Below are 21,675 nucleotides of genomic sequence, written 5' to 3'. Positions count from 1 at the left end.
ATGAGGGCGAGTGACGCGATGAGCTCCGCGGCCGGCGCTGCGGCTCCTGCCACGGGCGACGCCGTCCTCGTGGGCGAGGGCCTGCGCAAGGCCTACGCCCGCACGGTCGTGCTCGACGCCGAGCGCGTGGAGGTGCCGCGCGGCGGCACGCTCGCGGTGCTGGGGCCCTCGGGCTCGGGCAAGTCCACGCTGCTGGCGATCCTCGGCCTGCTGCTCGAGCCGGACGGAGGGCGCGTGCTGCTCGACGGGCGCGAGGTCGCCGCGCGGGACCGCGCGGCGCGCGGGGAGATGGCGGCGGTGTTCCAGCGTCCGTACCTGTTCAAGGACACCGTCGCACGCAACGTGGGTTACGGCCTGCGGCTGCGGCGGGTGCCGGCCGAGGAGCGGTCGCGCCTCGTGACGGAGGTGCTGGCTTCCGTCGGCCTGGCCGGTTGGGAGGACCGCTCGGCGCTGCGGCTCTCCGGCGGCGAAGCGCAGCGCGTGGCGCTCGCTCGCGCGCTCGTCCTGCGTCCTCGTGTGCTGCTGCTCGACGAGCCGCTGGCCTCGCTCGACCCGGTGCTCAAGGCACGGCTCACCCACGAGTTCTCCGACATCCTCCGCGCCTCCGGCGCCAGCGTGGTGTGGGTCACGCACGACCAGGGCGAAGCCATGACCGTGGCCGACCGGGTGGCGATCATGCGCGAGGGGCGCGTCGTCGCGCACGCGGCCACCGACGAGGTCATGGGGCTTCCCTCCGACGAGTGGACGGCCGCCTTCCTCGGCCTGGAGCCCGCCGTGGCCGGTGAGGTGCGGGAGAACGCCGAGGGGTTGCTGGCGGTCGAGGCGGGGGGCGTCACGCTGTACGCCGTCGGCGACCTCCGGCCCGGCGAGCGCGTCGAGTTGGGCGTGCGCCCCGAGGACGTGCTGCTCTTCGAGGCCGGCGAGACCCTGCCGGTCTCCTCGGCGCGCAACCGGCTCGACGCTGTGGTGGAGGACGTCACGCCGCGTGGCACGACCTTCCGCGTGGGCGTGCGCTTCGGGGGGGTCCGCCTGGCGGCGTCGGTCTCGCGCGCGTCCGCGCGCGATCTGTCGCTCGCACCCGGGACGCCGGTGCTCGCGGTCTTCAAGGCCACGGCGGTACGGGTCCGTCCGGCGCGGTCCTTGCTGTGAACGCCGACGTTCGTAACGTTTGTTACGATGTGGTCCGCCTCGGTGCGCTCCCCCAGCGTACGGGCGCCACAAGGGAAAGGGACCGATGAGCGAGAGCACCGGTGACAGGCTCCCGCTGACCGCCGCCGTGCTGGCCGGCGGCCGCTCGATGCGCATGGGTGTCGACAAGACGCTCCTGCCGCTGGACGGCGTGCCGCTGCTACGCCGAGTCGTCGACGCCGTGGGCGAGGCGTGCGAGCGCGTGGTCGTCGTGACGAACCGTCCCGAGGCCGTGGAGGGCGTGGAGCTGCCCGCGGGGATCGAGGTCCTCGCCGACGACATCCCGTTCCAGGGTCCGCTCGGCGGTCTGGCCACCGCGCTGGCGCACGCCGGCGACGGCGGGTGGGTGCTCGCGGTCGCCGCCGACATGCCTTGGGTGGCTCCGGGCATCGTGCGCGCGCTGTGGGAGGCGCGAGAGGGCGTGCAGGTCGTCGTACCCGTCACCGACAAGGGCCCCGAACCCCTGCTCGCGCTCTACCACGCGAGCGTGCTCCCCGCCGCCGAGCGCGCGCTGGCGACCGGAAGGCGCCGGCTCGTGTCGGTCTTCTCCGAGGTCGCGGTCGCCGAGGTGCCCGCCGAGGCCCTGCGCGGCGCCGACCCGGCGCTTCGCAGCCTCGTCAACGTCAACACGCCCTCGGACCTCGCCGACGTGCGCGAGGCCGAGGAGGCCGTCGCCGCGCAGGCCGTCCACGCCGTCGTCGAGGTCGGCACCCGCCGGCCGCGCGGCCTGCCGGCCGAGCGTCCGGTGACGATCCACCTCAACGACGCCGAGATCGCGACCGTCCAGGCCTCTCCCGACGACCTCGAGGAGCTCGCCGTGGGCTTCCTGGTCGCGGAGGGCATCCTCGCGGACCGGGCGGCGTTCCGCTCCGTGGACGTCGACCACAAGCGCGGCATGGTGTACGTCGTCTCCGACGAGCAGGTCCCCGAGGACCTGGCCCGCAGGACGCGGTACGTGACCTCAGGGTGCGGCGGCGGTCTGACGTTCGCCTCCATCGGGCACGCACGCGGGCTGGAGCGCGTCTCCTCGGGCACCACCGTGGACGCCTCGGAGCTGTACGGGATGATGGGGGAGATGGCGCGCGCCGCGACCTCGTACCGCGACACCGGCGGCATGCACGCGTGCGGGCTGGGGCGCGACGGCTCGCTGGCGATCGTGCGCGAGGACGTCGGGCGGCACAACGCGCTGGACAAGCTGCTCGGCCGCGCGTGGATGGACGGCGTGCCCACGGCCGACGCGGTGCTGCTCACCACGGGCCGTGTCTCCTACGAGATGGCGGTGAAGGCCGCCAAGGCCCGCGTGCCCGTCGTGGTCTCGCGCAGCGCGGTGACAGACCTGGCCGCCGAGCTGGCCGAGGAGCTCGGCATCACGCTCGTGGGCTACGCGCGCGGCGGCAAGATGAACGTGTACACCCACGCCGAGCGCGTGCGCGCCGGGTCGGAGGAGGGCACGTGAGGCCGATGACGGTCGAGGAGGCCCGGGAGCTGCTGCTCGCGCGGGTGAGCGTGCTCGAGCCGGAGCGGGTGGGGCTCCTGGACGCGCTCGGGCGCGTGCTCGCCGAGCCCGCCGTCTCCGACATCGACGTCGCGCCCTTCGACAACTCGGCCATGGACGGTTACGCGCTGCGTTCCGAGGACTGTCGTGGCGCGACCCCGGATACGCCGTGCGAGCTCGAGGTCGTCGCGCACATCGCGGCGGGCGAGGAGTGGGCCGGGCGGCTGGCGGCCCGCCAGGCCGCGCGGATCATGACCGGCGCACCCCTGCCCGCGGGCGCCGACGCGGTCGTCATGGTCGAGTTCACCCGCGCGCTCGCCGACGGTGGCGGCGCCGGCGGCCGTGTGGCGATCGAGCGCGAGCCGGCGGCCGGCGAGCACGTCCGGCGCCGCGGCGAGGAGGTCCGCGCCGGCGAGGTCGTCGTCGCGCCGGGCGACGTCCTCGGACCGGCCGCCGTCGGGCTGCTCGCCGCGACGGGCCACGCCGAGGTCGCGGTCCGCCGCCGCCCGCGCGTGGCGGTGCTGTCCACGGGCAGCGAGCTCGTCGAGGTCGCCGAGAGCCCCGGGCCGGGCAAGATCCGCAACTCGAACAGCTACTCGATCGCCGCGCAGGTGCTCGCCGCCGGCGGCGTGCCGCTGCGCTACCCCATCGTGCCCGACGAGCCCGAGGCGACCCGCGCCGCGTTCCTGCTCGCCGCCGAGGAGGCCGACTTCATCGCCACCTCCGGCGGCGTGAGCGTGGGCGACTTCGACTACGTGAGGCCCGTGCTCGAGGAGATCGGCGAGCTCACCTTCTGCAAGGTCGCCATGCGGCCGGGCAACCCGCAGACGATGGGAGCCGTCGCCGGCGTGCCCTTCTTCGGCCTGCCGGGCAACCCGACGAGCACGTACGTCGGCTTCGAGGTCTTCGTGCGGCCCGCGCTGCTGAAGATGGCGGGGCGCGGGGCGCTCGACCGGCCCGCCGTGACCGCGCGCCTGGCCCACGACGTGAAGAAGAAGCAGGACCGCCGGTACTACCTTCGCGCACGCCTCGCGCGGGCCGAGGACGGCGCCTATGAGGTCGCGCTGTCGGGCAGCCAGTCCTCGGCGCTGCTGACCGCGGCGCACCTCGGCAACTGCTTCATGGTGCTGCCCGAGGGCGCCGGCGCGTTCGCCGCGGGCAGCGAGGTGACGTGCATGCGACTGGACATCGAGGAAGGGACCCCATGAGCGGCGGAGCACCCAAGGAGAGGCCGGCGGGCATCGTGGCGCAGGTCAGCCCGGGACTGGTCGAGGCGGTTCGCGAGCGCGCGACCGACGGGCGGATCACCTGCCCCGTCCTTCGCAGGCTGGCCGAGGAGCGATCGGTGCCCTACGCGGTGGCCGGCGCGGCGGCCGACGAGGCCGGCGTGCGCGTGAAGAACTGCGAGCTGGGCTGCTTCTAGCGGCCGCGGAAGGAAGCGCGTGAGCGAGCGGACGGGCATGCGGGGCGAGCGGGCGGGTGGAGAGCGCGACGAGGCCTGCGCCGTCGCGCTGCCCGTCGTCTCGGTCGTGGGCAAGAGCGACTCGGGCAAGACGACGGTGATGGAGCGCCTCATCGGCGCGCTCTCGCGGCGCGGCTGGCGCGTCGCGGCGGTCAAGCACCACGTGCACGACTTCGACATCGACGTCCCCGGCAAGGACTCCTGGCGCCATGCGCGGGCGGGCGCTCACGTCACCATGATCAGCGCGCCGGACAAGTTCGGTTTGATCAGGCGCGTGGAGCGGGAGCGCACGCTGGACGAGCTCGCTGAGGCCGCCGGGGACGTCGACCTGCTCGTCACCGAAGGTTTCCGCCGCGCCGGCCACACGCGCATCGAGGTCTCGCGGCACGGGCGCTCCGACGAGCTGATCTGCGCGCCCGAGGAGCTCTTCGCGCTGGTGACCGACAACCCCGGACTGCGCCCGGCGGGCGTGCCCGTCTTCGGGTTCGGGGAGGCCGAGGCGCTCGCGGACCTGATCGAGGAGCGCTTCCTGCCCGCCGGCGGCCCCGGCAGGGAAGGGCGCTGATGGCGACCGACGCGTTCGGACGGCGTATCGACTACCTGCGGGTCTCGCTCACCGACCGCTGCAACCTGCGCTGCCTGTACTGCATGCCCGACGAGGGCGTCCCCTGGAAGCCGCACGAGGAGATCCTCACGCTGGAGGAGGTCGAGCGGTTCGCGCGTGTGGCGGTCGAGGAGGGGATCTCCAAGATCCGCCTCACCGGCGGCGAGCCGCTCGTGCGCCACGGCGTGGTCGGTCACGTCCGCCGCCTCCTCGCCACGACCGGCATCGAGTCGATCGCGCTGACCACCAACGGGATCCTGCTACCCCGCTACGCGGCCGGGCTCGCCGAGGCCGGCCTCAGGCGCGTGAACGTCTCGCTGGACTCGCTGGACGCCGAGGTCTACGAGCGCGTGACGCGCGGCGGCAGGCTCGCCGACGCGCTCGCGGGCATCGACGCGGCCTTCGACGTCGGCTTCGACCCCGTCAAGGTGAACGTGGTGGTCGCCCGCTCGCTGGAGCAGGACCTCCTCGCCTTCGCGCGGCTCACGCTGGATCGCCCCGTGCACGTGCGCTTCATCGAGTACATGCCGATCGGCGCCGCCGAGACGAGCGGCTGCGGCGGCTCGGCGACCTCGGCGTCGGAGGCAGGCGCCGCGCACGGCATCGCCGCCGGCGCCGGCGCCTGGAGCGAGGCGGACCACGTGCCCTCGGCCGAGATCCTCGCCTCGCTCGCCGCGCAGGGCGCCGCGGCCGGCCTCGGGGAGCTTCGCGCGCTCGGGCGCTCCTCGGCGCCCGGCGGCTGGGGACCTGCGCGCTACTACCGCTTCGACGGCGCGGTGGGCACCCTCGGCGTGATCTCGCCGCTGTCGCACCACTTCTGCGGCGAGTGCAACCGCCTGCGGCTGACCGCCGACGGCCGGCTGCGCCCCTGTCTGTTCTCCGACGACGAGCTCGACGTGCGCGTCCTGATGCGCTCCGGCGCCTCGGACGAGGACGTCCGGGCGCTCATCCGCGCCGCGCTGGCCGCCAAGCCCGCCACCCACGGCATGCGGGTGGGCACCGCCCGCCGCATGTACCAGATAGGAGGCTGAGATGCCCGAGGAGGACGCCGCCCTTACGCACGTGGACGCGCGCGGAGCCGCGCGCATGGTCGACGTGGGCGCCAAGGCCGTCAGCCGGCGCCGCGCGGTGGCGCGATCGCGCCTGCGGTGCCGACCCGAGACCGTCGAGATGGTGGCCGAGGGCCGCGCGCCCAAGGGAGACGTGATCGCGGTGGCGCGCGTGGCGGGCATCATGGCCGCGAAGCGCACGAGCGAGCTCATCCCGCTGTGCCACCCGCTCCCCCTCACGCACGCGAGCGTGGCGATCGAGCCGCTGCCCGCCGGCTTCGAGGTCACCGCCACGGTGGAGACCGACGGCAGGACCGGCGTGGAGATGGAGGCGCTCACGGGCGCTTCGGTCGCGGCGCTCACCCTGTACGACATGTGCAAGGCCGTGGATCGCGGCATGACGATCGAGGAGACCGCCCTCTTGCTGAAAGAGGGCGGCAAGACGGGCCGCTGGGCCCGGGAGGAGTGAGGTGTCGCGATGACCGCCCAGAACGGGGCCGCCGAGGTCGTCTCGGTCAACGTGTCCGAGCGCAAGACGGTGCGCAAGACGCCCGGCAAGGCGGGCGAGCTGGAGCTCGATCGCGGATTCGTCGGCGACGCGCACGCCGGTGACTGGCACCGGCAGGTGAGCCTGCTCGCGCTCGAGTCCATCGACAAGATGCGCGCCGCCGGGCTCGACGTGGGGCCCGGGGACTTCGCCGAGAACATCACCACGCGCGGGATCGACCTGCTGTCACTGCCGGTCGGGACGCGCGTGAAGATAGGACCTGAAGTAGAGCTGGAGGTCTCTCAGATCGGCAAGGTCTGCCACACCAAGTGCGCGATCTTCTACCAGGCCGGGGACTGCGTGATGCCCAAGGAGGGCATCTTCGCGGTCGTCCGCGTGGCCGGACCGGTCAGCGTCGGGGACGAGGTCCGCGTGCTGTCGCTGGGCGACGGCGCGTGCGACCGCGTGCCGGCCGACGCGCGGGCGGAGCCGCTCTGATGATGCAGGGGGAGAGGAGGGGCCGGTGACGGAGCTCAAGGTGGCCGTGCTCACCAGCTCGGACAGCCGGGCGGCGGGCGAGGCCGAGGACACCTCCGGCAAGGCGCTCGTGGCGCTGTGCGAGGAGCGCGGGTGGACGGTGGTGGACTACCACGTGTGCCCCGACGACGAGGAGTGCCTGTCCGCCTCGCTCATCGAGATGTGCGATGCGGACGGCGCCGACGTCGTGCTGACCACGGGCGGCACGGGGCTCGGTCCTCGGGACGTGACGCCCGAAGCCACCGTCTCCGTGGCCGACCGGATCGTCCCCGGCGTCGCCGAGGCGATCCGCGCCGAGTCGATGAAGGTCACCGCCCGCGCGATGCTCTCCCGCGGCGTCGCCGCGATGAGGGGGGACGCGCTCATCGTCAACCTGCCGGGCAGCGAGAAGGCCGCCCGCGAGACGTTCGCGGTGGTGGCGGACCAGCTGGAGCACGCGGTCGAGATGATGCGCGGAGGGGGGCACGCGTAGCGGTGCCGCACCCCTCCTCCGATGATGTTCGCGACGTGGCGGCGACCACCGTCTACCTCGACCACGCCGCGTCGTCCTGGCCCAAGCCGCCCGAGGTCGTCGAGGCCGTCGTCTCAGCGCTCACCCGTTATGGCGGCAACCCGGGGCGCGGCGCCTACCGCCTGGCGATGGCGTCGTCGCGCCTGATCTTCGAGGCGCGTCGCGACCTCGCCGCCCTCCTGCACGTGCCGGACCCGCGCGACCTGCTGTTCACCTCCGGCGCCACGGAGGCGGCGAACCTGATGCTCAAGGGCGTCCTGCACCGCGGTGACCGGGTCGTGACGACCTCCATGGAGCACAACGCCGTCTCCCGGCCGCTGAACCGCCTGACCTCCGCCGGCGTCGAGGTGGTGGTGGTCACCGCCGAGACCGACGGGACCGTGGATGCCGACGCCGTCGAGGCCGCCGTGCGCGCCGCGCCCACGCGAGCGGTCGCGTGCACGCACGCGTCCAACCTCACCGGGAGCATCCAGCCGGTCGGCGATCTCGCCGACGTGGCGCACGCCGCCGGCGCGCTCATGTTCGTCGACGGCGCGCAGGCCGCCGGTCACCTGCCCGTCGACGTGGCCGCTCTGGGAGCGGACGCCTACGCGGTCTCGGGTCACAAGGGCCTGCTCGGCCCGCAGGGCATCGGCGCGCTCTACCTCGCGCCGCACGTGGACGCCGAGGAGCTGCTGCAGGGCGGCACCGGCGCCGGCCGCTCCGAGGAGCCGGTCCAGCCGCTGGTGCGCCCCGAGCGCTACGAGGCCGGCACGCCCAACACGCCCGGCATCGCGGGCCTCGGCGCGGCGGCGCGGCTGCTCGCGGAGCGCGGCGAGGCCCAGCGCGCCGAGGAGCGCCGCCTGCTGCGCCGCCTGCACGAGGGGCTGCTGGGCATCGGCGGCTTCCGCGTGCTCGGTCCCGGCCCCGACGAGCCTCGCGTCCCGGTGCTCGCGGTGACGCACGAGCGCGTAGACGCCGACCAGCTCGCCTTCGCGCTCGACAGGCGGTACGGGATAGCCACGCGCGCGGGCCTGCACTGCTCGCCGTGGGCCCACGAGACCCTCGGCACGCTCGCGACCGGCGCGCTGCGGTTCGGACTGGGCTGGGGCAACACGGAGGCGCACGTCGACCTCGCCCTGGAGGCCCTCTCGGAGCTCACCCGATGAGCGAGCGGAGCGAGTTCGCGGCGTTCGGCTTCGAGAGCACGCACGACGCCATAGCGGCCGAGGAGCGTCTGAAGGCCGCCGGCATCCCGGTCGTGCCCATCCCCACGCCCGCCTCGCTCGGCGCGCTGTGCGGCATCGCCCTGCGGGTGGCGCCCGGGGACGCTCCTGCAGCGGAGCGCGTCATGAAGTCCGGCGGGATACGCCCGTCGGCAAGCGTCAGTTTCGAGGATTGGGCCTGATGAGAGGCCTGTCGGGCACACCGCTCCAGGCCGACGCGAGGGGTACCCGTCCGAGCGTGGCGAGGAGCTGGTTCTCGTTGACACCGACCACCCCCGTCCCTATCCTATAGTAACTGCTGTTACAAAGTCCGCCGAGCCCCCGCGTCCGGCATCCGGGGCGTCCCTTCAAAGACACCTCTCGGGCTGACCATGGCAGGAAGCGGCAAGCGCACATCGAAAGGACGTCTGAGGACGTCCGGGGCAACGGGTTACAGGGGGTGTCGGCGATAGTCCTCACAGAACTCAACGTATGGCTCGACGTGATCTTCACGACCCTCTACGCGGTCGTCCTGGCAGGGCTCGCCGGGCATTTCCTCGGGAACATCATCACCGGGCGCGCCAAGCGCCGCTTCGGAGGCTGGGAGTGGCCGCACCACGAGGGCCCGCCGATCCCGTTCCTGCCGAAGTTCCTGCACTTCCAGCACGTCGGCTCGATGATCGTGCTGGCGGTCACCGGCCTCTACATCCGGTTCCCGTTCTTCACCGGCGGCCGCACGACCATGCGGTACCTGCACTACGTCGCCATGGTCGTCGTGACGGTCAACCTGGTGTGGCGCCTGTGGTACGCGTTCTCCTCCCGGCAGCGCGACTACCGGGAGTTCGCGATAACCAGGCGTGACATCATCACCGCCCCGAAGGTCATCCTGTACTACATCTTCGTGAAGCCCTCCAAGCCGCACCTCGGCAAGTACAACGTCATGCAGAAGGCGACCTACACGATCTTCGCGCCGCTGCTGATCCTCCAGGCCTTCACCGGTTTCGCGCTGCTGACCCAGAAGTTCATCGTCGGCTATTCGCCGCGAGACCTGCTGGTCGGCTGGTGGCTCGGGGCACTGGTGGGCAGCACGGACCTCGCCGGCTGGTACATGCGCATCACCCACTACGTCGTGAACTGGCTCTTCATCATCCTCACGACGATCCACGTCTACCTCTCGGTCACCGAGGACTTCCCCGCGTTCCTGAACTTCTTCGGGCTGAGCTTCCTGGACAAGGAGCATGCCGGGCACGAGCACGAGCCCGAGGAAGGGCACGTGGCCGAACCGGCGATGAGCAAGGTCGAGTAGCGCCGCGGGAAGCGGCGCTTAGGAGGGCCAGTGGGCCTCGCACGACCCATAGTGCCGGGGACGGCGGCGCGCTCCGCGGCTCGGCTGCTCGTGCTCGCGGCGGCCGTGCTCGCGGCGCCGGCGGTCGCCTCGGCGCAGGACTACGACATGAACTTCACCCTGCCCACCGCCGGCAAGTCGGGCTGCATGGTGTGTCACGCCGACGAGAACCTGATCCGCTTGAAGGAGGGCCGGTTCCTCACGTACTGGGTGGACCCCGAGATGCTCGACGCCTCGGCGCACGTGACGATCATGTGCACCGGCTGCCACATCGACTTCGCCTTCAAGGCACCCCACAACATCAAGCAGACCGACTGGCGGGCGACGGCGAAACTGGCCTGCAAGAACTGCCACGACGAGCAGTTCCAGAGTTTCGGCACGGGTGTCCACAGCATGACCGTCCGGCCCGGCGAGCAGGTGGACCCGGCCGCTCCGGAGAAACCTCTATGTGGAGACTGCCACGGTGCGCACGCCATCGAGCCGCTCACGGACAACCCCGCGGGCCGCGCGTCGCTCCACCGGCACGGCTGGGAGGTGTGCGGACGGTGCCACCCCGAGGAGTGGGACAACTACGCGGACTACTACCACGGCGCGGCGTACCGCAGGGGCGCCCCGGACGCGCCCGCGTGCTGGGACTGCCACGGCGCGCACGACATCCAGCCCTCGGCCGACCGCCGGTCCATGACCAACGAGTCCAATCTGGAGGAGACGTGCGGGAAGTGCCATGACGGAGTGAACGCCGAGTACGTGTCCTACGCCGGGCTCGTGCATCGCAAGGGCGAAGTGCTGGCGAGCAACCCGGTGTACTCGTTCCTTCGGCAGACGCGCGAGGCTGTCACGGGCCTGTTCGGGTCGCTGAAGGCGCTGTTCGTGTAACGGGTCGGTCTTCCGGCCGAGGAGGAAGGGGTTAGGGACGATGGCAGCTTCGATGGGGGGGCGGACGGCACGGCTCGTCTCCGTCTCGCTGGCGGCGCTCGCGCTGGCGGCGCTGCTGGCGGCGGCCACGCCCGCTTCGGCGGTTGTGATCGACACGAGCGGTCAGGTGGAGTGGGCCAAGTGCGACATGTGCCACGCCAACATCTCCGAGACCAAGAACTACAGCAACGAGATCATCTTCGGGCACGGTCTGCACATCCTCGTGCAGTGCAGCAGCTGTCACGGACAGTTCCCTCATCGTCCGGAGGGCACCGAGCGGCCCACGATGAAGATGTGCTTCAACTGCCACGGTCTGCAGCACGGGCCGATGGGCGAGCTGGCGACCGGGAAGTGCGAGGACTGCCACGTCACACCCAAGCAGCGGCTCCGGCCGTCGTTCCACACGTTCGACTGGTCCGGCAAGCCCCACGTGGCTCCCAGCAACCAGGAGCTCCAGACGCGCTGCATGATGTGTCACGACGACAAGCACTGCGACGACTGCCACGCGTCCGAGGGCATCCGGTGGAAGCCGGACAAGCCCTACGTGTATGACCCCCAGGCCGGATGCATGGCGTGCCACGCCGAGGAGGGGCTGTCCAAGACGGTCGGAGGCCAGCCGAAGTCCTTCCAGGTGACCGGTGTCGACCAATCCGCGCACCGCGACAGGAGCTGCATCGAGTGCCACCCGGACTTCCGTTACGAGGAGCGCACGGACTCGACCAAGCTGTGGGCGGTCAACGCGGGACTGGCGTGCCAGGGCTGCCATGACCATGCGGAGCAGAAGGATCTCTACCAGCAGTCCGTTCACGGCCAGAAGCTGATGGCCGGGGACATGGGGTCGGCGACCTGTTCGAGCTGCCACGGCGGCCACTACATCCGGCGCCTCGACACGCAGGCCGCCAAGGACGAGTTGCACGGCGCCGCGTACAGGATCTGCGCGCGCTGCCACCGCGCTCAGTGGGACAGCTACGACGACTACTACCACGGCGCGGCGTACAAGAGGGGCAACAGGGACGCCCCGTCGTGCTGGGACTGCCACGGCGCGCACGAGGTCCTGCCCACGAGCGACCCGAACTCGCTGACCAACGAGGGTCAGCTGGTGGCCACCTGCGGCGGGGTCGGCGGTCGCGAGGGCTGCCACAAGGGCTCGGGCGAGTCGTTCGTCGAGGGCGCCAAGAGCCTGATCCACCAGAAGGTGGAGGCGCGCAAGACGAACGCCCTGCAGCAGGCGATAGACCGGATCAAGTCGTGGCTGTGACCCGCCTCCCGCGGTGACCCCGCCGCGGGACGGAGGCGCAGCCGGTTAGGTGAGGTCGTGACCCCGAGACGGAACACGACGAGACGGAAGATATGGGGGGTGGCGGTCATCATCGTGATGGCCGCCGCCTTCGCGTTCGGCGGAGCGACCAGCGCCGGCCAGACGAAGGACCCCATCGACCTCACCGCCCAGGTGGAGGCGTCGAACTGCGCGCCATGCCACGCCCGCATCGCCACGGCGCGCAAGCCGGGGCTCGTCTTCGAGCACGGCAACCACTTGCTGGTGAGTTGCTCGGCGTGCCACTACCGCGCGGCGCACGAGGACGGCAAGACGTACTCGCCGCCGATGGAGAGCTGTTTCAACTGCCACGGCATCCAGCACGGTCCGCAGGGCGAGCTGGCCACCTCGGAGTGCAGGGACTGCCACACGCCCTCGTTCAAGCTCCGCCCGAGGAGCCACGTGAAGGACTGGGCGGGCGGGCCGCACGCCGAACGCGGCAAGCTCGGGGTCAACGCCTGCATGTTGTGCCACGACGGGCCCGAGGACTGCGACGCGTGCCATAAGGCCGAGAAGGTCGACGTGGGGCAGATGCCCAAGGGGTACGAGACGGTGCTGGCCCCCAAGCTCGAGCGGCCCTCCATCAAGGTCTACCCGGACCAGCCGACCAGCATGGGCCAGTGCATCTACTGCCACCCGGACATCGACGACTTCGTGCCCGGCACCGTCATCTTCGAGCACGCGGAGCACATCCGGCGCAACTACCAGTGCACGGTGTGCCATCCCAAGTTCGGGCACGACATCGACGGAGCGCGTCGCCCCGACATGCTGTCGTGCTACCGCTGTCACGGCCTGACGCACGCCGCTTCCGGTCTCGTGGCCACCGAGGAGTGCGGCGCATGCCATCCCAAGGACTTCGAGCTCAAGCCCTCGGACCACACGTCTAAGTTCGAAGAGGGGGCGCACGGCAAGCGGGCCGACGCCGAAGGTGCCTACTGCGCGATGTGCCACCAGCCGGACTTCTGCGTCGAGTGCCACATGGGCCGGAAGGTCGGCCCCGACGGCGAGCGCTCGCGAAAGGTCATCCCCGCCGACCACCGGAAGGCGGAGTGGATGTCGAAGCACGGCGGTCTGTTCCTCACACAGAAGGGCTCGTGCGCGTCGTGCCACGACTCCCCGTCGTGCAAGTCGTGTCACGTCACCGTCATGCCGCATCCCGCGGACTGGGTGAGGGGTCACGCCGAGAACAAGGACGAGCTCGAGGGCGACTGCAACGTGTGTCACACCGACCGCGAGAAGTGCCAGAGCTGCCACCACGACACGGTGAAACGCGCCGAGCTCATCGAGAAGAACTGCGTGCCGTGTCACGAGGAGATGAAGAAGAGGCCGGCCACCTCGATCAAGCACAAGGGCTTCGCCGAGCACGCGGTCCACTTCAAGGTCGAGGAGGTCAAGGGCAAGCCGTACAAGTGCTACGAGTGCCACGTGGGGTTCGGCACGAACGGCAACGGCAACGGCGTCCACTCGGCCTCCCTCAGGGATGCTGCGCACGACCTGAGGTTGTGCTACGACTGTCACGGCACCCTCGACTACAAGAACGTCCTGATAGCCCCGTACAGGGGTGCGGAGCTGTGCCGCCGGTGCCATACCGACTTGAACATCTGACAGGTCCTGGCTCGCCGATTGCTGACCCCGTACCGTCCGATCCTCGCCCGGCTGCGCCGTCTCGCCGGCTCGGGGTCGGGAGGCGAGCCGCGCCGACGTGCCGAACCCGAGCGCACCTTAGGGGGGCCCGATGACCGAGGTACCGACCGGCTCCGCGGACGAGCGGATCGAGACCCCTTCTCCGCTGCGTCCCCGGGGCGAGCGATCGGACCTGGTCTTGAACGTCGTCCTCGCCGCACTGGTCGTGTCGGTGCTGGCGTTGGCCGCCTACTTCGCGTACGAGGTGAAGGCCACCCGGGCAGCCCAGAGGGCGGCCAACCCCGCCTACAGGGTGCTGGAGGACCTCAAGCAGGCGGTCCGCGAGAACCCGAACGATCCCCAGGCACGGGGTCTCCTCGCCGAGGCGTACGGCGCGGTCGGGCGGTTCAAGGAGGCCAAGCGCGAGCTCCGCGCGGCGATCGACCTGGATCCGGACTACTCGGGCGCGTACATGGCGATCGCCAAGATAGCCTTCATCGAGAAGGACTACGAGACGGCCAAGGGGGCGCTGAACAAGGTGCTCGAAGTCACCGCGGGCGGTGAGTACGAGGGCATCAACAAGCGCCGCGAAGAGGCGTACTTCCACCTCGGCGAGCTCGCGCTGCAGGAGCGCGAGTACGAGGAGGCGCTCGGCTACTTCAAGGCCGCCCTCCGGATCAGGCGCTCCGCCTCCGACACCTACCTGCGGATGGCCCAGGCCTACCTGGGACTGGAGGAGCGCGACGCGGCGCTGAACACGCTGGAGGCCGCGCTCGCCTTCGACCCCAAGTTCCCGGAGGCCAACTACGAGGTGGGGCGCCTGCTCCTTGACTCCGACAAGGCCGCCGCGGCGGAGTACTTCCGCGTGGCTCTCGACGGTCAACCCGACGCCGAGCTGGCGGTGCAGGAGCTGGCGGCCTTCGGTGACTGGCGCAGCTACCACGAGGAGGCGCGGCAGGCTCTCGACGCCGGGAACCCCGAGGAGGCGCTCGCCCCGGCGCGGATCGCCGCCGCGCTCGCGCCGGCGGAGTACGACGCCGTGCTCGTGCACGCCCAGGCCCGAGAGCGGATCGGTGAAGCCGAACAGGCCCTGGGGCTCTACAGGGAGGCCGCCAACCTGCGGCCGGGTGACGAGACCGCTCAGAGCGCCGTGGAGCGCCTGGCGTCGGACGGGAAGGGCGGTTCCAAGTGACGCGTCGTCGCAGGCGCAAGATCATCCTCATCACGCTGCTCGCACTCCTTCTGGCGTTCGTCGCCCTGTGGTACGTGAACTTCCGGGAGACCAAGAGCCTCAAGTTCGACTTCATCCAGACGACCCGCGACGCGGTCGACCCGCCGACCTACCTGTTCTCCTTCGGCGGAGAGGGCGAGCCGAAGCTGAAGAGGCCCGTGGGCGTGTTGGCTGTCGGGGACACGGTGTACGTCGCGGACGCCAAGCAAGGTCTCATCTTCCGCTTCGGCCCCAAGGGAGAGCCCAGGGGCACGTTCGGCGAGGACCGGTTGCGCGCCCCGCTGTACCTCGCCGATCACCCCGAGAGCGGGGAGCTCTACATCACGGACCGCGGCACGCGCAGCGTCGTCGTGTTCGGGCAGGACGGGGAGTTCAAGCGCGAGTTCAAGCCGAACCTCCCCGAGGAGCAGAGACCCCCGTTCGAGACGCACGGCGTGGAATGGCTTCCCGTCGCGCTGGGCTTCGCCCCGGACGGGACGCTGTACGTCTCGGAGATCCTCAACGGGCACCGCCTCTTGATGTTCGGGCCGGACGGGGAGTTCAAGAAGGCCGTCGGTATCGCCGGCATCGCCAAGAACCCGCTGGAGAGCCCCTATTTCTTCCAGTTCCCGAACAACATCAAGGTTCGCGGCGACGAAGTGTGGGTCGTCGACAGCAACAACCGGCGCGTCCAGATCTTCGATCCCTCTCTGGGGTACAGCAGGACGATCAGCACCAGCGGACTGCCGCGCGGCCTGACCTTCGTCACGCGCTCCTCCGAGGCGACGACCGCCGAGCGCGCCGTCCTGGTGGACACTCTCTCGCACGACGCCGGCATCTGGAACCTCAAGGGTGAGTTGCTGGTCAACTTCGGTCAGCAGGGGATAGCCGAGGGGCTGTTCAACTATCCCGGAGACGTCACGGTCGGGCTGCAGAACGTCCTCTACATCTCGGACACGGTCAACGAGCGCGTCCAGGCGTGGGGCTGGCCCGCCGAGATCTCCCCCGTCCCGACGGTGAAGGTCCCGCAGTACTGGTACTGGTGCCTGGCGCCGCTCCTACTGCTGCCGCTGCTGCTCCTGCTGAGGAAGAAGCGGTACGTGGCGACGGCCGACTTCGTGGAAGCGCTCTTCGAGAAGGGCGAGGCCGAGGCGATGGTCGTCCGCCGGGTGAAGTGGCTGGCATCTCCGGAAGACTACGAGAAGGTCAAGCATCTGCGCCACGGTGAGATCGCCGCCGGCGACCTCCTGGAGGAGGCGGAGCACTCCGAGTCGGATGCCCGCGCCCTCGAGGAGAAGCTCGGCATCACGTACCGCGCCGCATTGGTCGCCTCCATCGCGCAGCGTTCGAAGCTCCTGGGCACCGAGGACGCCGAGCTGCAGCGCGTGGCAAGACTGCTCGAGGTGGACGCGGTGGACCACGCGGAGTACCTGGAGCGCCGGAAGGCGAAGGAGCGAAGCGCGTAGGAGGAGGTCTCCGCCTCGGGCGAACACCGCCCTCGTTACGGATCCTGAGCCTGGAAGGAGTTGACCCTCCCTCCTCAGACGTATAACGTAACAGCAGTTACATGTAGCGACCTTCGCATGTAACGAGCGTTACGAAGACAGTGCGCAGGCGCACCGCGTGGAGGGTGCGTCTGCGTCGGTTCTCGTCGAGGGGTTCGGGGGCGCTCGCATGAGCACGGGGTCGAAGCCGGCACTTCACCCGGTCCTCCTGCAGTCCCGCGCGCCTCGCGCCCGAGGTCCACGAGAACGCCACCGCCACATCGATCCCGGTCCGGCCACAGGGACGGGAGGAGGTGGCGTTTTCTTTTCCCCTGACCGGACGTCACGTTCATAGGACCACGAGTCGATGCAAGGGAGGTTGAAAGGCGAATGGCAATCACCAGACGACAGTTCGTAACGCGCTTGGGCACCCTGGCGGCCGCCATGGGGCTGAGCCAGATGGACATCGCACGGGTGGCCCAGGCGTTCGGGCATGTCGGCGCGGCAAGCTGGACCGAGAAGCCCAAGGTCCTGTGGGTGCACGGAGCCGAGTGCACGGGCTGCTCGACGTCTCTCTTGAGCTTCTTCGAAGACGTCCGGGCCGAGGCCGTCCCCGGCAGCGGCGTCACCACCGCAGCGGCGCTGTCGATCATCGCGGGGGGAGACCTCGGTCCGTCGCCCACGCACCCGTTCGGTCACCGCACGCTGGAGACGGCGGGACTGAACGTGGACGGTGACCCGTACGCGGCGAACATCGCCGACGTGCTCATCGACTTCATCGATCTTCAGTACCACGAGACGGTCATGGCCATGGGCGGCGATCTCGCCTACACGTCACTGATGAACGAGATCGACGACACCGAGAGCGGCGCGTTCGTCCTCGTGGTGGAAGGCTCCGTGCAGCCCGTCGAGAAGGTGGGCTACTGGGGCGCGTCGGGCGCCGCTCCTTGGTGCTCCATCGCCGCCGACGGATCGGCGGACGCGCATCACGAGCTGAGCTTCGACTACGTCGTCGAGGAGCTGGCCAGCAACAGCCGCTGCGCGGCCGTCATCGCGATGGGCCAGTGCGCCACGTTCGGCGGATACCCCGCATGCCAGGGTCCCGGGCTGGCTCCTTCGCCGCGCGGCAAGAACCAGACCGGCGCCATGGGCGTCTACGATTTCCTCGTCTACCGGCAGAAGGCGGCCGTCGCGGAGGCCAAGGTCTTCAACGTGTCCGGCTGCCCCTCGAACCCGTGGTGGTTCGTGCTGACGGCCGTGCTCCTGCTGGTGAAGCTGTCCGGGGGACCGGACCTCACGGGTCGCGACTCTCAGAAGCGCATGTCCGCCGTGTACGGGAACCTGCTGCACAGCAGGTACTGCCCGCGCTACGCCGACTACGGCATGCGCCGCTACGCCACGAAACCCGGCCAGCCCGGGTGTCTGAAGAACATCGGGTGCAAGGGCATCTCGACACGTTCCCTCTGCGGCATCCACGGCTGGAACTCGCAGCATCCCGGTAACGCGCTGGGCACGGTGGCCGAGTCGGCGATGCTGCCGATGCCGACCGATGCCGGCAAGAGGATCGGCACCAACTGCTTGACCGCCGGACATCCCTGCATGGGCTGCACGGAGAAGGGATATCCGGACTCATTCGTTCCCTACATCATCCGATAAGCAGGAGAGGAGGTAAGACTAGATGGCTAAGTACGAGGTAGACCCGATCTCCCGTATCGAGGGTCACCTGGGCGTCAAGGTCGAGGTCTCAGGCGGCACGATCATCGACGCGAACGCCCACGGCAACCTGTGGCGCGGGTTCGAGAACTTCCTCATCGGGCGCCAGGCCAACGACGCGATCACGTTCACTCAGCGCATCTGCGGCGTGTGTCCTTTGCCACACGCGACGGCGTCGACGTTCGCCGTCGAGAGCGTGCTGAACGTGAGCGACGGCTACGTCACGTTCCTCGACGACGGCAGCAAGGGGGTACCGGCGCGCGCTCTGCACATACGCAACCTGGTCTACGGCGCCGAGTTCCTGATGTCTCACATCACCCACTTCTACCATCTTGCGGCGCAGAGCTACGTGCAGGGTCCCCCGATCCCGCCGTGGACGCCGCACTACGCCGACAGCCAGTACGCCGAGCAGCTCCGCTCCTCGGGGCACGGGACCGTCGACGGCGCCACGCACAACACGAACGCGGGCGTCCGGGGCATCCTGCCGTTCAACGACGGCAACGGCTCGGCCGACCTGTGGTCGGCCGTCATCACGCAGTACGTGAAGGCGCTGCGCATCCGCCGCCTCACGTTCGAAGCCGGCGCGCTGTTCGCGGGCCGCATGCCCATGACCGCCGACTTCGTCGCCGGAGGCGTGACGAACTCCTTCTCCGACGCCGATTTCGCCGCCCGTTGCGAGAAGTTCCGGACCATCATGGTCGAGGTCGGGAACTTCATCGTCGAGGAGTACGTCCCGCTGGCTTTCGCACTGGGCGCGCTGTACCCGGCGTTCGACAACAGCGGCGGCGCCGACGGCTTCGGCTCCGGCTGCGGCAACTTCCTCGCGTGGGGCGCGTTCCCGCAGGAGGACGGCTCGCTCGACATCGCCGGCGGCGTCGTCATCGACGCCCGCACCAGTTCGGCCGTGGACTACCCGCTGCTCGCGAACAAGAGCGGGCTCGCCGACGCGATCCAGTCCGTCAAGGACCATCTGGTCGAGGTGATCGCGCGATCGAGGTACGAGAACTCGTTCGGCTTCGATAGCGCCGACTACGCGTATCCCGGCGACGTCACGCGCACCGAGCCGCTCCGCAGTGACGCCGAGAAGTACTCCTGGATGAAGGCACCGCGCTGGGCGGAGAAGGATGTCAGCAACTCGGCATCCGCCGTCTTCTCCGGTGTCGCCGAGGAGGTCACCGTCACGGTCGACGCCGCGGACGGACGCAACGTCCGGCTCGACGGCGTGCCCGACTCCGCTTACACCGTCACGTACCTCGGCGGTTCCGCCTGGACGTTCACGCGGACCGTCCCTGCGGAGGGCGACCCCTCGGTGGAGAACGGCACGTATGCGGTGAAGTACGACATCTTCCATCCCTGCGAGGTCGGCCCGTTCGCGCGCATGATCGTCAACGGCAAGTACCCGCTGGGCGTGAACCTCATCGATCCGAGTGCCGCTCCGGGTTCCGTTCCTCGGGCCTACGCGGACCTCTACACGAGCGGCGGCGGACTCGACCTCACCGTGATCTCCGCCGACCTGGCGCATGCCCTCACGCAGGAGGGCCTCGTCGCCACCGTCCAGAGCTACCTCCTCGGCGTGAAGGGCGGCCTGTCGACCATCGACCGGCTGCGCGGACGGGCCATCGAGGCGTTCTGGATCGTCACGTGGATGCTCGGGGCCTACGACAAGACCATCGATCCCGTGACCGGCCGCGCCAAGGGCTACTCGGCCGAGATGGGTGCCGGCGGCTGGATCGACGCGCTGTACGCGCATCGGGCCAGCGAAGCGGGCGCCGACCTCAGGTCGTACAAGGTCTACGCCCCGCCCACCACGACGGTCGCGGGCCTGGGAGTGAGCGAGGCTCCGCGAGGCGCGCTCGCCCACTTCGTGACCGCCACCGCCGGCAAGGTCGGCGCGTACCAGTGCGTGGTGCCCACGACGTGGAACGGCTCACCCAAGGATGGAGGGGATAGCCTGGATGGGGTTTCCGCCCTTGCGGGTGACAACGTGGCCGTGACCAAGCGTGGTCCGCTGGAGCAGGCCATGATCTCGTGCACGTTCGACGCCTCCACGGCGCCGCTGACGAGAGCAGGCACCACCAACACCGGCGTCATCTCAGGCGTCGAGGTCCTTCGTGTCGCCCAGTCGTTCGACCCGTGCATCGCGTGCGCGGTCCACTAGTCAGGAATCAGGAGGTGTTGAGCATGAAGAAGGCCGCACTAGTCCTCGCGATCGCGCTGATCGCGGTGATGGCCTCCGCCGGCGTCGCCTACGCGAACTTCGGTCCGCACGGCGGCTACGAGCAGGACACCGACGCGTGTGCCGGATGCCACAGGGCCCACACGTCGTTCTCCGAGCTCGGTTGGGTCTCGAGCATCGACGGCAGCATCCACGCCAGCGCGTTGCTCGTATCCAACGCCAGCACGATGACCGAGTTCTGCTACGCCTGCCACGGCGACGCCGCCCCCGGCGCGTCGACCAACGTGCAGTCAGGCGTCTTCGACGGCGGTCCGACCGGTCCTTCGCCGGGCCTTCCCGGAGACCCGGTAACGTTCTACCAGTCGAACTCCACGGCGCTCGGCCCGCTGAACGGCGGCGGGTTCGACGCGTTCGAAGGGACCTCGACGATCCAGTCCTCGCACATCATGGACGCTCAGACCGATCCGGTGCTCGCGAACGTGCTGATCAAGTGGGGCAACGCGGACCTGTCCCCGATGTCCAAGTTCACCTGCACCGACTGCCACGATCCGCACGGCAGCTCGAACTACCGTCTGCTGAAGGACAACCTCGACGGTGACAAGACCAACTGGGTCGAGTCGTTCGAAGAGGGCTTCCCGGTCGGCGGCTTCGTACGCGGTCCCATGGGCGCCGGTCAGATCGCGGACTACGTCCCGAACTACACCGCCCCGTACTACAAGGCAGGATCGCAGACGACCAACGCCAGCATGTCCGGCTGGTGCGCGGGCTGCCACACCTCGTACAACGAGTCGGACGGATGGGGCGGCGATCCCGGGGCCACCTACGACTACTCCGCCAACGGCAACCCCTTCACGACCGGTTCCTGGACGGCCGGCCCCCAGGTGTTCCACCGTCACCCCATGGGCGTGACGCTCGCCCAGGGCCAGGGGCCCGACCGCGCGCTCAACGTCGAGGTCCTCTACGACGACGGGCTCCCGATGGAGTTGACCGCGGCTCCCGCGAACTACAGCTCGGCGACGCCGTGGACGACGGAGTCCCAGATGGGCTGCCTCACCTGCCATCGCGCTCACGGGACTCTGAGCGACATGAGCGGCTGGGCGGTCTCGAGGCTCGACGCCAACGCCTATCCGGTCATGATCCCGGCCGGAGGCGCCGAGGAGAACGCGGGCCACGGCTCGCCGATCGTCGGCAACGAGCAGGGCACGAACCCCGGTTTCTCCGAGTCGCTCCTGCGTTACCCGAACCGCGGTGTGTGCGAGCGTTGCCACGACAAGTAGCGAGGCTCTCTTCGACGGTCCTTGTATGACCGCGAAGAGCTGAGTCGTTCGAGGCGGGGCCCCGGGGGTCGTCCCCGGGGTCCCGCTCCTGCCGTGGGAA

General features: G+C 70.1%; 20 protein-coding genes. All 20 read left to right on the top strand.

Annotated elements, in window-relative coordinates:
• Nucleotides 1–18: 18 nt before the first annotated feature.
• The 20 genes from IBX62_04590 (at nucleotide 19) to IBX62_04495 (ending at nucleotide 21,575) form a co-directional block, all read left to right on the top strand.
• On the top strand, nucleotides 19–1,149 hold the full coding sequence (locus IBX62_04590) for an ABC transporter ATP-binding protein (protein MBE0476361.1): 1,131 nt from the start codon (nucleotides 19–21) through the stop codon (nucleotides 1,147–1,149).
• An 85-nt stretch (nucleotides 1,150–1,234) separates the two neighbouring features.
• Nucleotides 1,235–2,644, top strand: a complete 1,410-nt coding sequence (gene fdhD / locus IBX62_04585) for a formate dehydrogenase accessory sulfurtransferase FdhD (protein ID MBE0476360.1) — start codon at nucleotides 1,235–1,237, stop codon at nucleotides 2,642–2,644.
• A 5-nt stretch (nucleotides 2,645–2,649) separates the two neighbouring features.
• Nucleotides 2,650–3,891: a molybdopterin molybdotransferase MoeA gene (locus IBX62_04580; GenBank protein MBE0476359.1), complete on the top strand. Its 1,242-nt coding sequence runs from the start codon at nucleotides 2,650–2,652 to the stop codon at nucleotides 3,889–3,891.
• Nucleotides 3,888–4,106: a hypothetical protein gene (locus IBX62_04575; GenBank protein ID MBE0476358.1), complete on the top strand. Its 219-nt coding sequence runs from the start codon at nucleotides 3,888–3,890 to the stop codon at nucleotides 4,104–4,106. The genes IBX62_04580 and IBX62_04575 overlap by 4 nt, the downstream gene beginning before the upstream one ends.
• Before the next feature lie 37 nt (nucleotides 4,107–4,143).
• Complete coding sequence (mobB, locus tag IBX62_04570; protein MBE0476357.1) at nucleotides 4,144–4,710, top strand: molybdopterin-guanine dinucleotide biosynthesis protein B; 567 nt, start codon at nucleotides 4,144–4,146, stop codon at nucleotides 4,708–4,710.
• Nucleotides 4,710–5,780 (top strand): GTP 3',8-cyclase MoaA, encoded by a 1,071-nt coding sequence (locus IBX62_04565; GenBank protein ID MBE0476356.1) that lies wholly within the window; start codon nucleotides 4,710–4,712, stop codon nucleotides 5,778–5,780. Before mobB ends, IBX62_04565 begins: the two co-directional genes overlap by 1 nt.
• Before the next feature lies 1 nt (nucleotide 5,781).
• The gene (gene moaC, locus IBX62_04560) at nucleotides 5,782–6,267 is read left to right on the top strand and encodes a cyclic pyranopterin monophosphate synthase MoaC (GenBank protein MBE0476355.1); all 486 of its coding nucleotides are present in this window, start codon (nucleotides 5,782–5,784) and stop codon (nucleotides 6,265–6,267) included.
• 9 nt (nucleotides 6,268–6,276) lie between these two features.
• Nucleotides 6,277–6,783 carry a hypothetical protein gene (locus IBX62_04555; protein ID MBE0476354.1) on the top strand — a complete coding sequence of 169 codons (507 nt, stop codon included), beginning with the start codon at nucleotides 6,277–6,279 and terminating at the stop codon, nucleotides 6,781–6,783.
• A 25-nt stretch (nucleotides 6,784–6,808) separates the two neighbouring features.
• On the top strand, nucleotides 6,809–7,294 hold the full coding sequence (locus tag IBX62_04550) for a MogA/MoaB family molybdenum cofactor biosynthesis protein (GenBank protein MBE0476353.1): 486 nt from the start codon (nucleotides 6,809–6,811) through the stop codon (nucleotides 7,292–7,294).
• Nucleotides 7,295–7,329: 35 nt separating this feature from the next.
• A complete protein-coding gene (locus tag IBX62_04545; GenBank protein ID MBE0476352.1) occupies nucleotides 7,330–8,481 on the top strand; it encodes an aminotransferase class V-fold PLP-dependent enzyme in 1,152 nt (383 codons plus the stop codon).
• Nucleotides 8,478–8,720: a DUF3343 domain-containing protein gene (locus tag IBX62_04540; protein ID MBE0476351.1), complete on the top strand. Its 243-nt coding sequence runs from the start codon at nucleotides 8,478–8,480 to the stop codon at nucleotides 8,718–8,720. Before IBX62_04545 ends, IBX62_04540 begins: the two co-directional genes overlap by 4 nt.
• Nucleotides 8,721–8,977: 257 nt before the next feature.
• Nucleotides 8,978–9,823 carry a cytochrome b/b6 domain-containing protein gene (locus IBX62_04535; protein ID MBE0476350.1) on the top strand — a complete coding sequence of 282 codons (846 nt, stop codon included), beginning with the start codon at nucleotides 8,978–8,980 and terminating at the stop codon, nucleotides 9,821–9,823.
• A gap of 30 nt (nucleotides 9,824–9,853) precedes the next feature.
• Complete coding sequence (locus IBX62_04530) at nucleotides 9,854–10,738, top strand: hypothetical protein (GenBank protein MBE0476349.1); 885 nt, start codon at nucleotides 9,854–9,856, stop codon at nucleotides 10,736–10,738.
• A 40-nt stretch (nucleotides 10,739–10,778) separates the two neighbouring features.
• A complete protein-coding gene (locus IBX62_04525; GenBank protein ID MBE0476348.1) occupies nucleotides 10,779–12,035 on the top strand; it encodes a hypothetical protein in 1,257 nt (418 codons plus the stop codon).
• A 99-nt stretch (nucleotides 12,036–12,134) separates the two neighbouring features.
• Complete coding sequence (locus IBX62_04520; GenBank protein ID MBE0476347.1) at nucleotides 12,135–13,697, top strand: hypothetical protein; 1,563 nt, start codon at nucleotides 12,135–12,137, stop codon at nucleotides 13,695–13,697.
• A 130-nt stretch (nucleotides 13,698–13,827) separates the two neighbouring features.
• A complete protein-coding gene (locus IBX62_04515) occupies nucleotides 13,828–14,907 on the top strand; it encodes a tetratricopeptide repeat protein (GenBank protein MBE0476346.1) in 1,080 nt (359 codons plus the stop codon).
• Nucleotides 14,904–16,391 (top strand): hypothetical protein, encoded by a 1,488-nt coding sequence (locus IBX62_04510; protein ID MBE0476345.1) that lies wholly within the window; start codon nucleotides 14,904–14,906, stop codon nucleotides 16,389–16,391. The genes IBX62_04515 and IBX62_04510 overlap by 4 nt, the downstream gene beginning before the upstream one ends.
• A gap of 408 nt (nucleotides 16,392–16,799) precedes the next feature.
• The gene (locus IBX62_04505; GenBank protein MBE0476344.1) at nucleotides 16,800–18,065 is read left to right on the top strand and encodes a hypothetical protein; all 1,266 of its coding nucleotides are present in this window, start codon (nucleotides 16,800–16,802) and stop codon (nucleotides 18,063–18,065) included.
• A gap of 22 nt (nucleotides 18,066–18,087) precedes the next feature.
• Nucleotides 18,088–20,280, top strand: a complete 2,193-nt coding sequence (locus IBX62_04500) for a nickel-dependent hydrogenase large subunit (protein ID MBE0476343.1) — start codon at nucleotides 18,088–18,090, stop codon at nucleotides 20,278–20,280.
• 23 nt (nucleotides 20,281–20,303) lie between these two features.
• Nucleotides 20,304–21,575 carry a cytochrome c3 family protein gene (locus tag IBX62_04495; GenBank protein ID MBE0476342.1) on the top strand — a complete coding sequence of 424 codons (1,272 nt, stop codon included), beginning with the start codon at nucleotides 20,304–20,306 and terminating at the stop codon, nucleotides 21,573–21,575.
• Nucleotides 21,576–21,675: the final 100 nt, after the last annotated feature.

It is taken from the genome of Coriobacteriia bacterium (assembly GCA_014859305.1).
Taxonomy (GTDB): domain Bacteria; phylum Actinomycetota; class Coriobacteriia; order Anaerosomatales; family Kmv31; genus Kmv31.
Note: the sequence above shows the minus strand (reverse complement) of the source record. Positions and strands in the feature narration are given on the sequence as shown.

Bases quoted from the DNA above. Each gene is read 5' to 3' on its own strand.
- IBX62_04590 (MBE0476361.1), top strand. From the start codon at position 19: ATGAGCTCCGCGGCCGGCGCTGCGGCTCCTGCCACGGGCGACGCCGTC.
- fdhD (MBE0476360.1), top strand. From the start codon at position 1,235: ATGAGCGAGAGCACCGGTGACAGGCTCCCGCTGACCGCCGCCGTGCTG.
- IBX62_04580 (MBE0476359.1), top strand. From the start codon at position 2,650: ATGACGGTCGAGGAGGCCCGGGAGCTGCTGCTCGCGCGGGTGAGCGTG.
- IBX62_04575 (MBE0476358.1), top strand. From the start codon at position 3,888: ATGAGCGGCGGAGCACCCAAGGAGAGGCCGGCGGGCATCGTGGCGCAG.
- mobB (MBE0476357.1), top strand. From the start codon at position 4,144: ATGCGGGGCGAGCGGGCGGGTGGAGAGCGCGACGAGGCCTGCGCCGTC.
- IBX62_04565 (MBE0476356.1), top strand. From the start codon at position 4,710: ATGGCGACCGACGCGTTCGGACGGCGTATCGACTACCTGCGGGTCTCG.
- moaC (MBE0476355.1), top strand. From the start codon at position 5,782: ATGCCCGAGGAGGACGCCGCCCTTACGCACGTGGACGCGCGCGGAGCC.
- IBX62_04555 (MBE0476354.1), top strand. From the start codon at position 6,277: ATGACCGCCCAGAACGGGGCCGCCGAGGTCGTCTCGGTCAACGTGTCC.
- IBX62_04540 (MBE0476351.1), top strand. From the start codon at position 8,478: ATGAGCGAGCGGAGCGAGTTCGCGGCGTTCGGCTTCGAGAGCACGCAC.
- IBX62_04525 (MBE0476348.1), top strand. From the start codon at position 10,779: ATGGCAGCTTCGATGGGGGGGCGGACGGCACGGCTCGTCTCCGTCTCG.
- IBX62_04515 (MBE0476346.1), top strand. From the start codon at position 13,828: ATGACCGAGGTACCGACCGGCTCCGCGGACGAGCGGATCGAGACCCCT.
- IBX62_04505 (MBE0476344.1), top strand. From the start codon at position 16,800: ATGGCAATCACCAGACGACAGTTCGTAACGCGCTTGGGCACCCTGGCG.
- IBX62_04500 (MBE0476343.1), top strand. From the start codon at position 18,088: ATGGCTAAGTACGAGGTAGACCCGATCTCCCGTATCGAGGGTCACCTG.
- IBX62_04495 (MBE0476342.1), top strand. From the start codon at position 20,304: ATGAAGAAGGCCGCACTAGTCCTCGCGATCGCGCTGATCGCGGTGATG.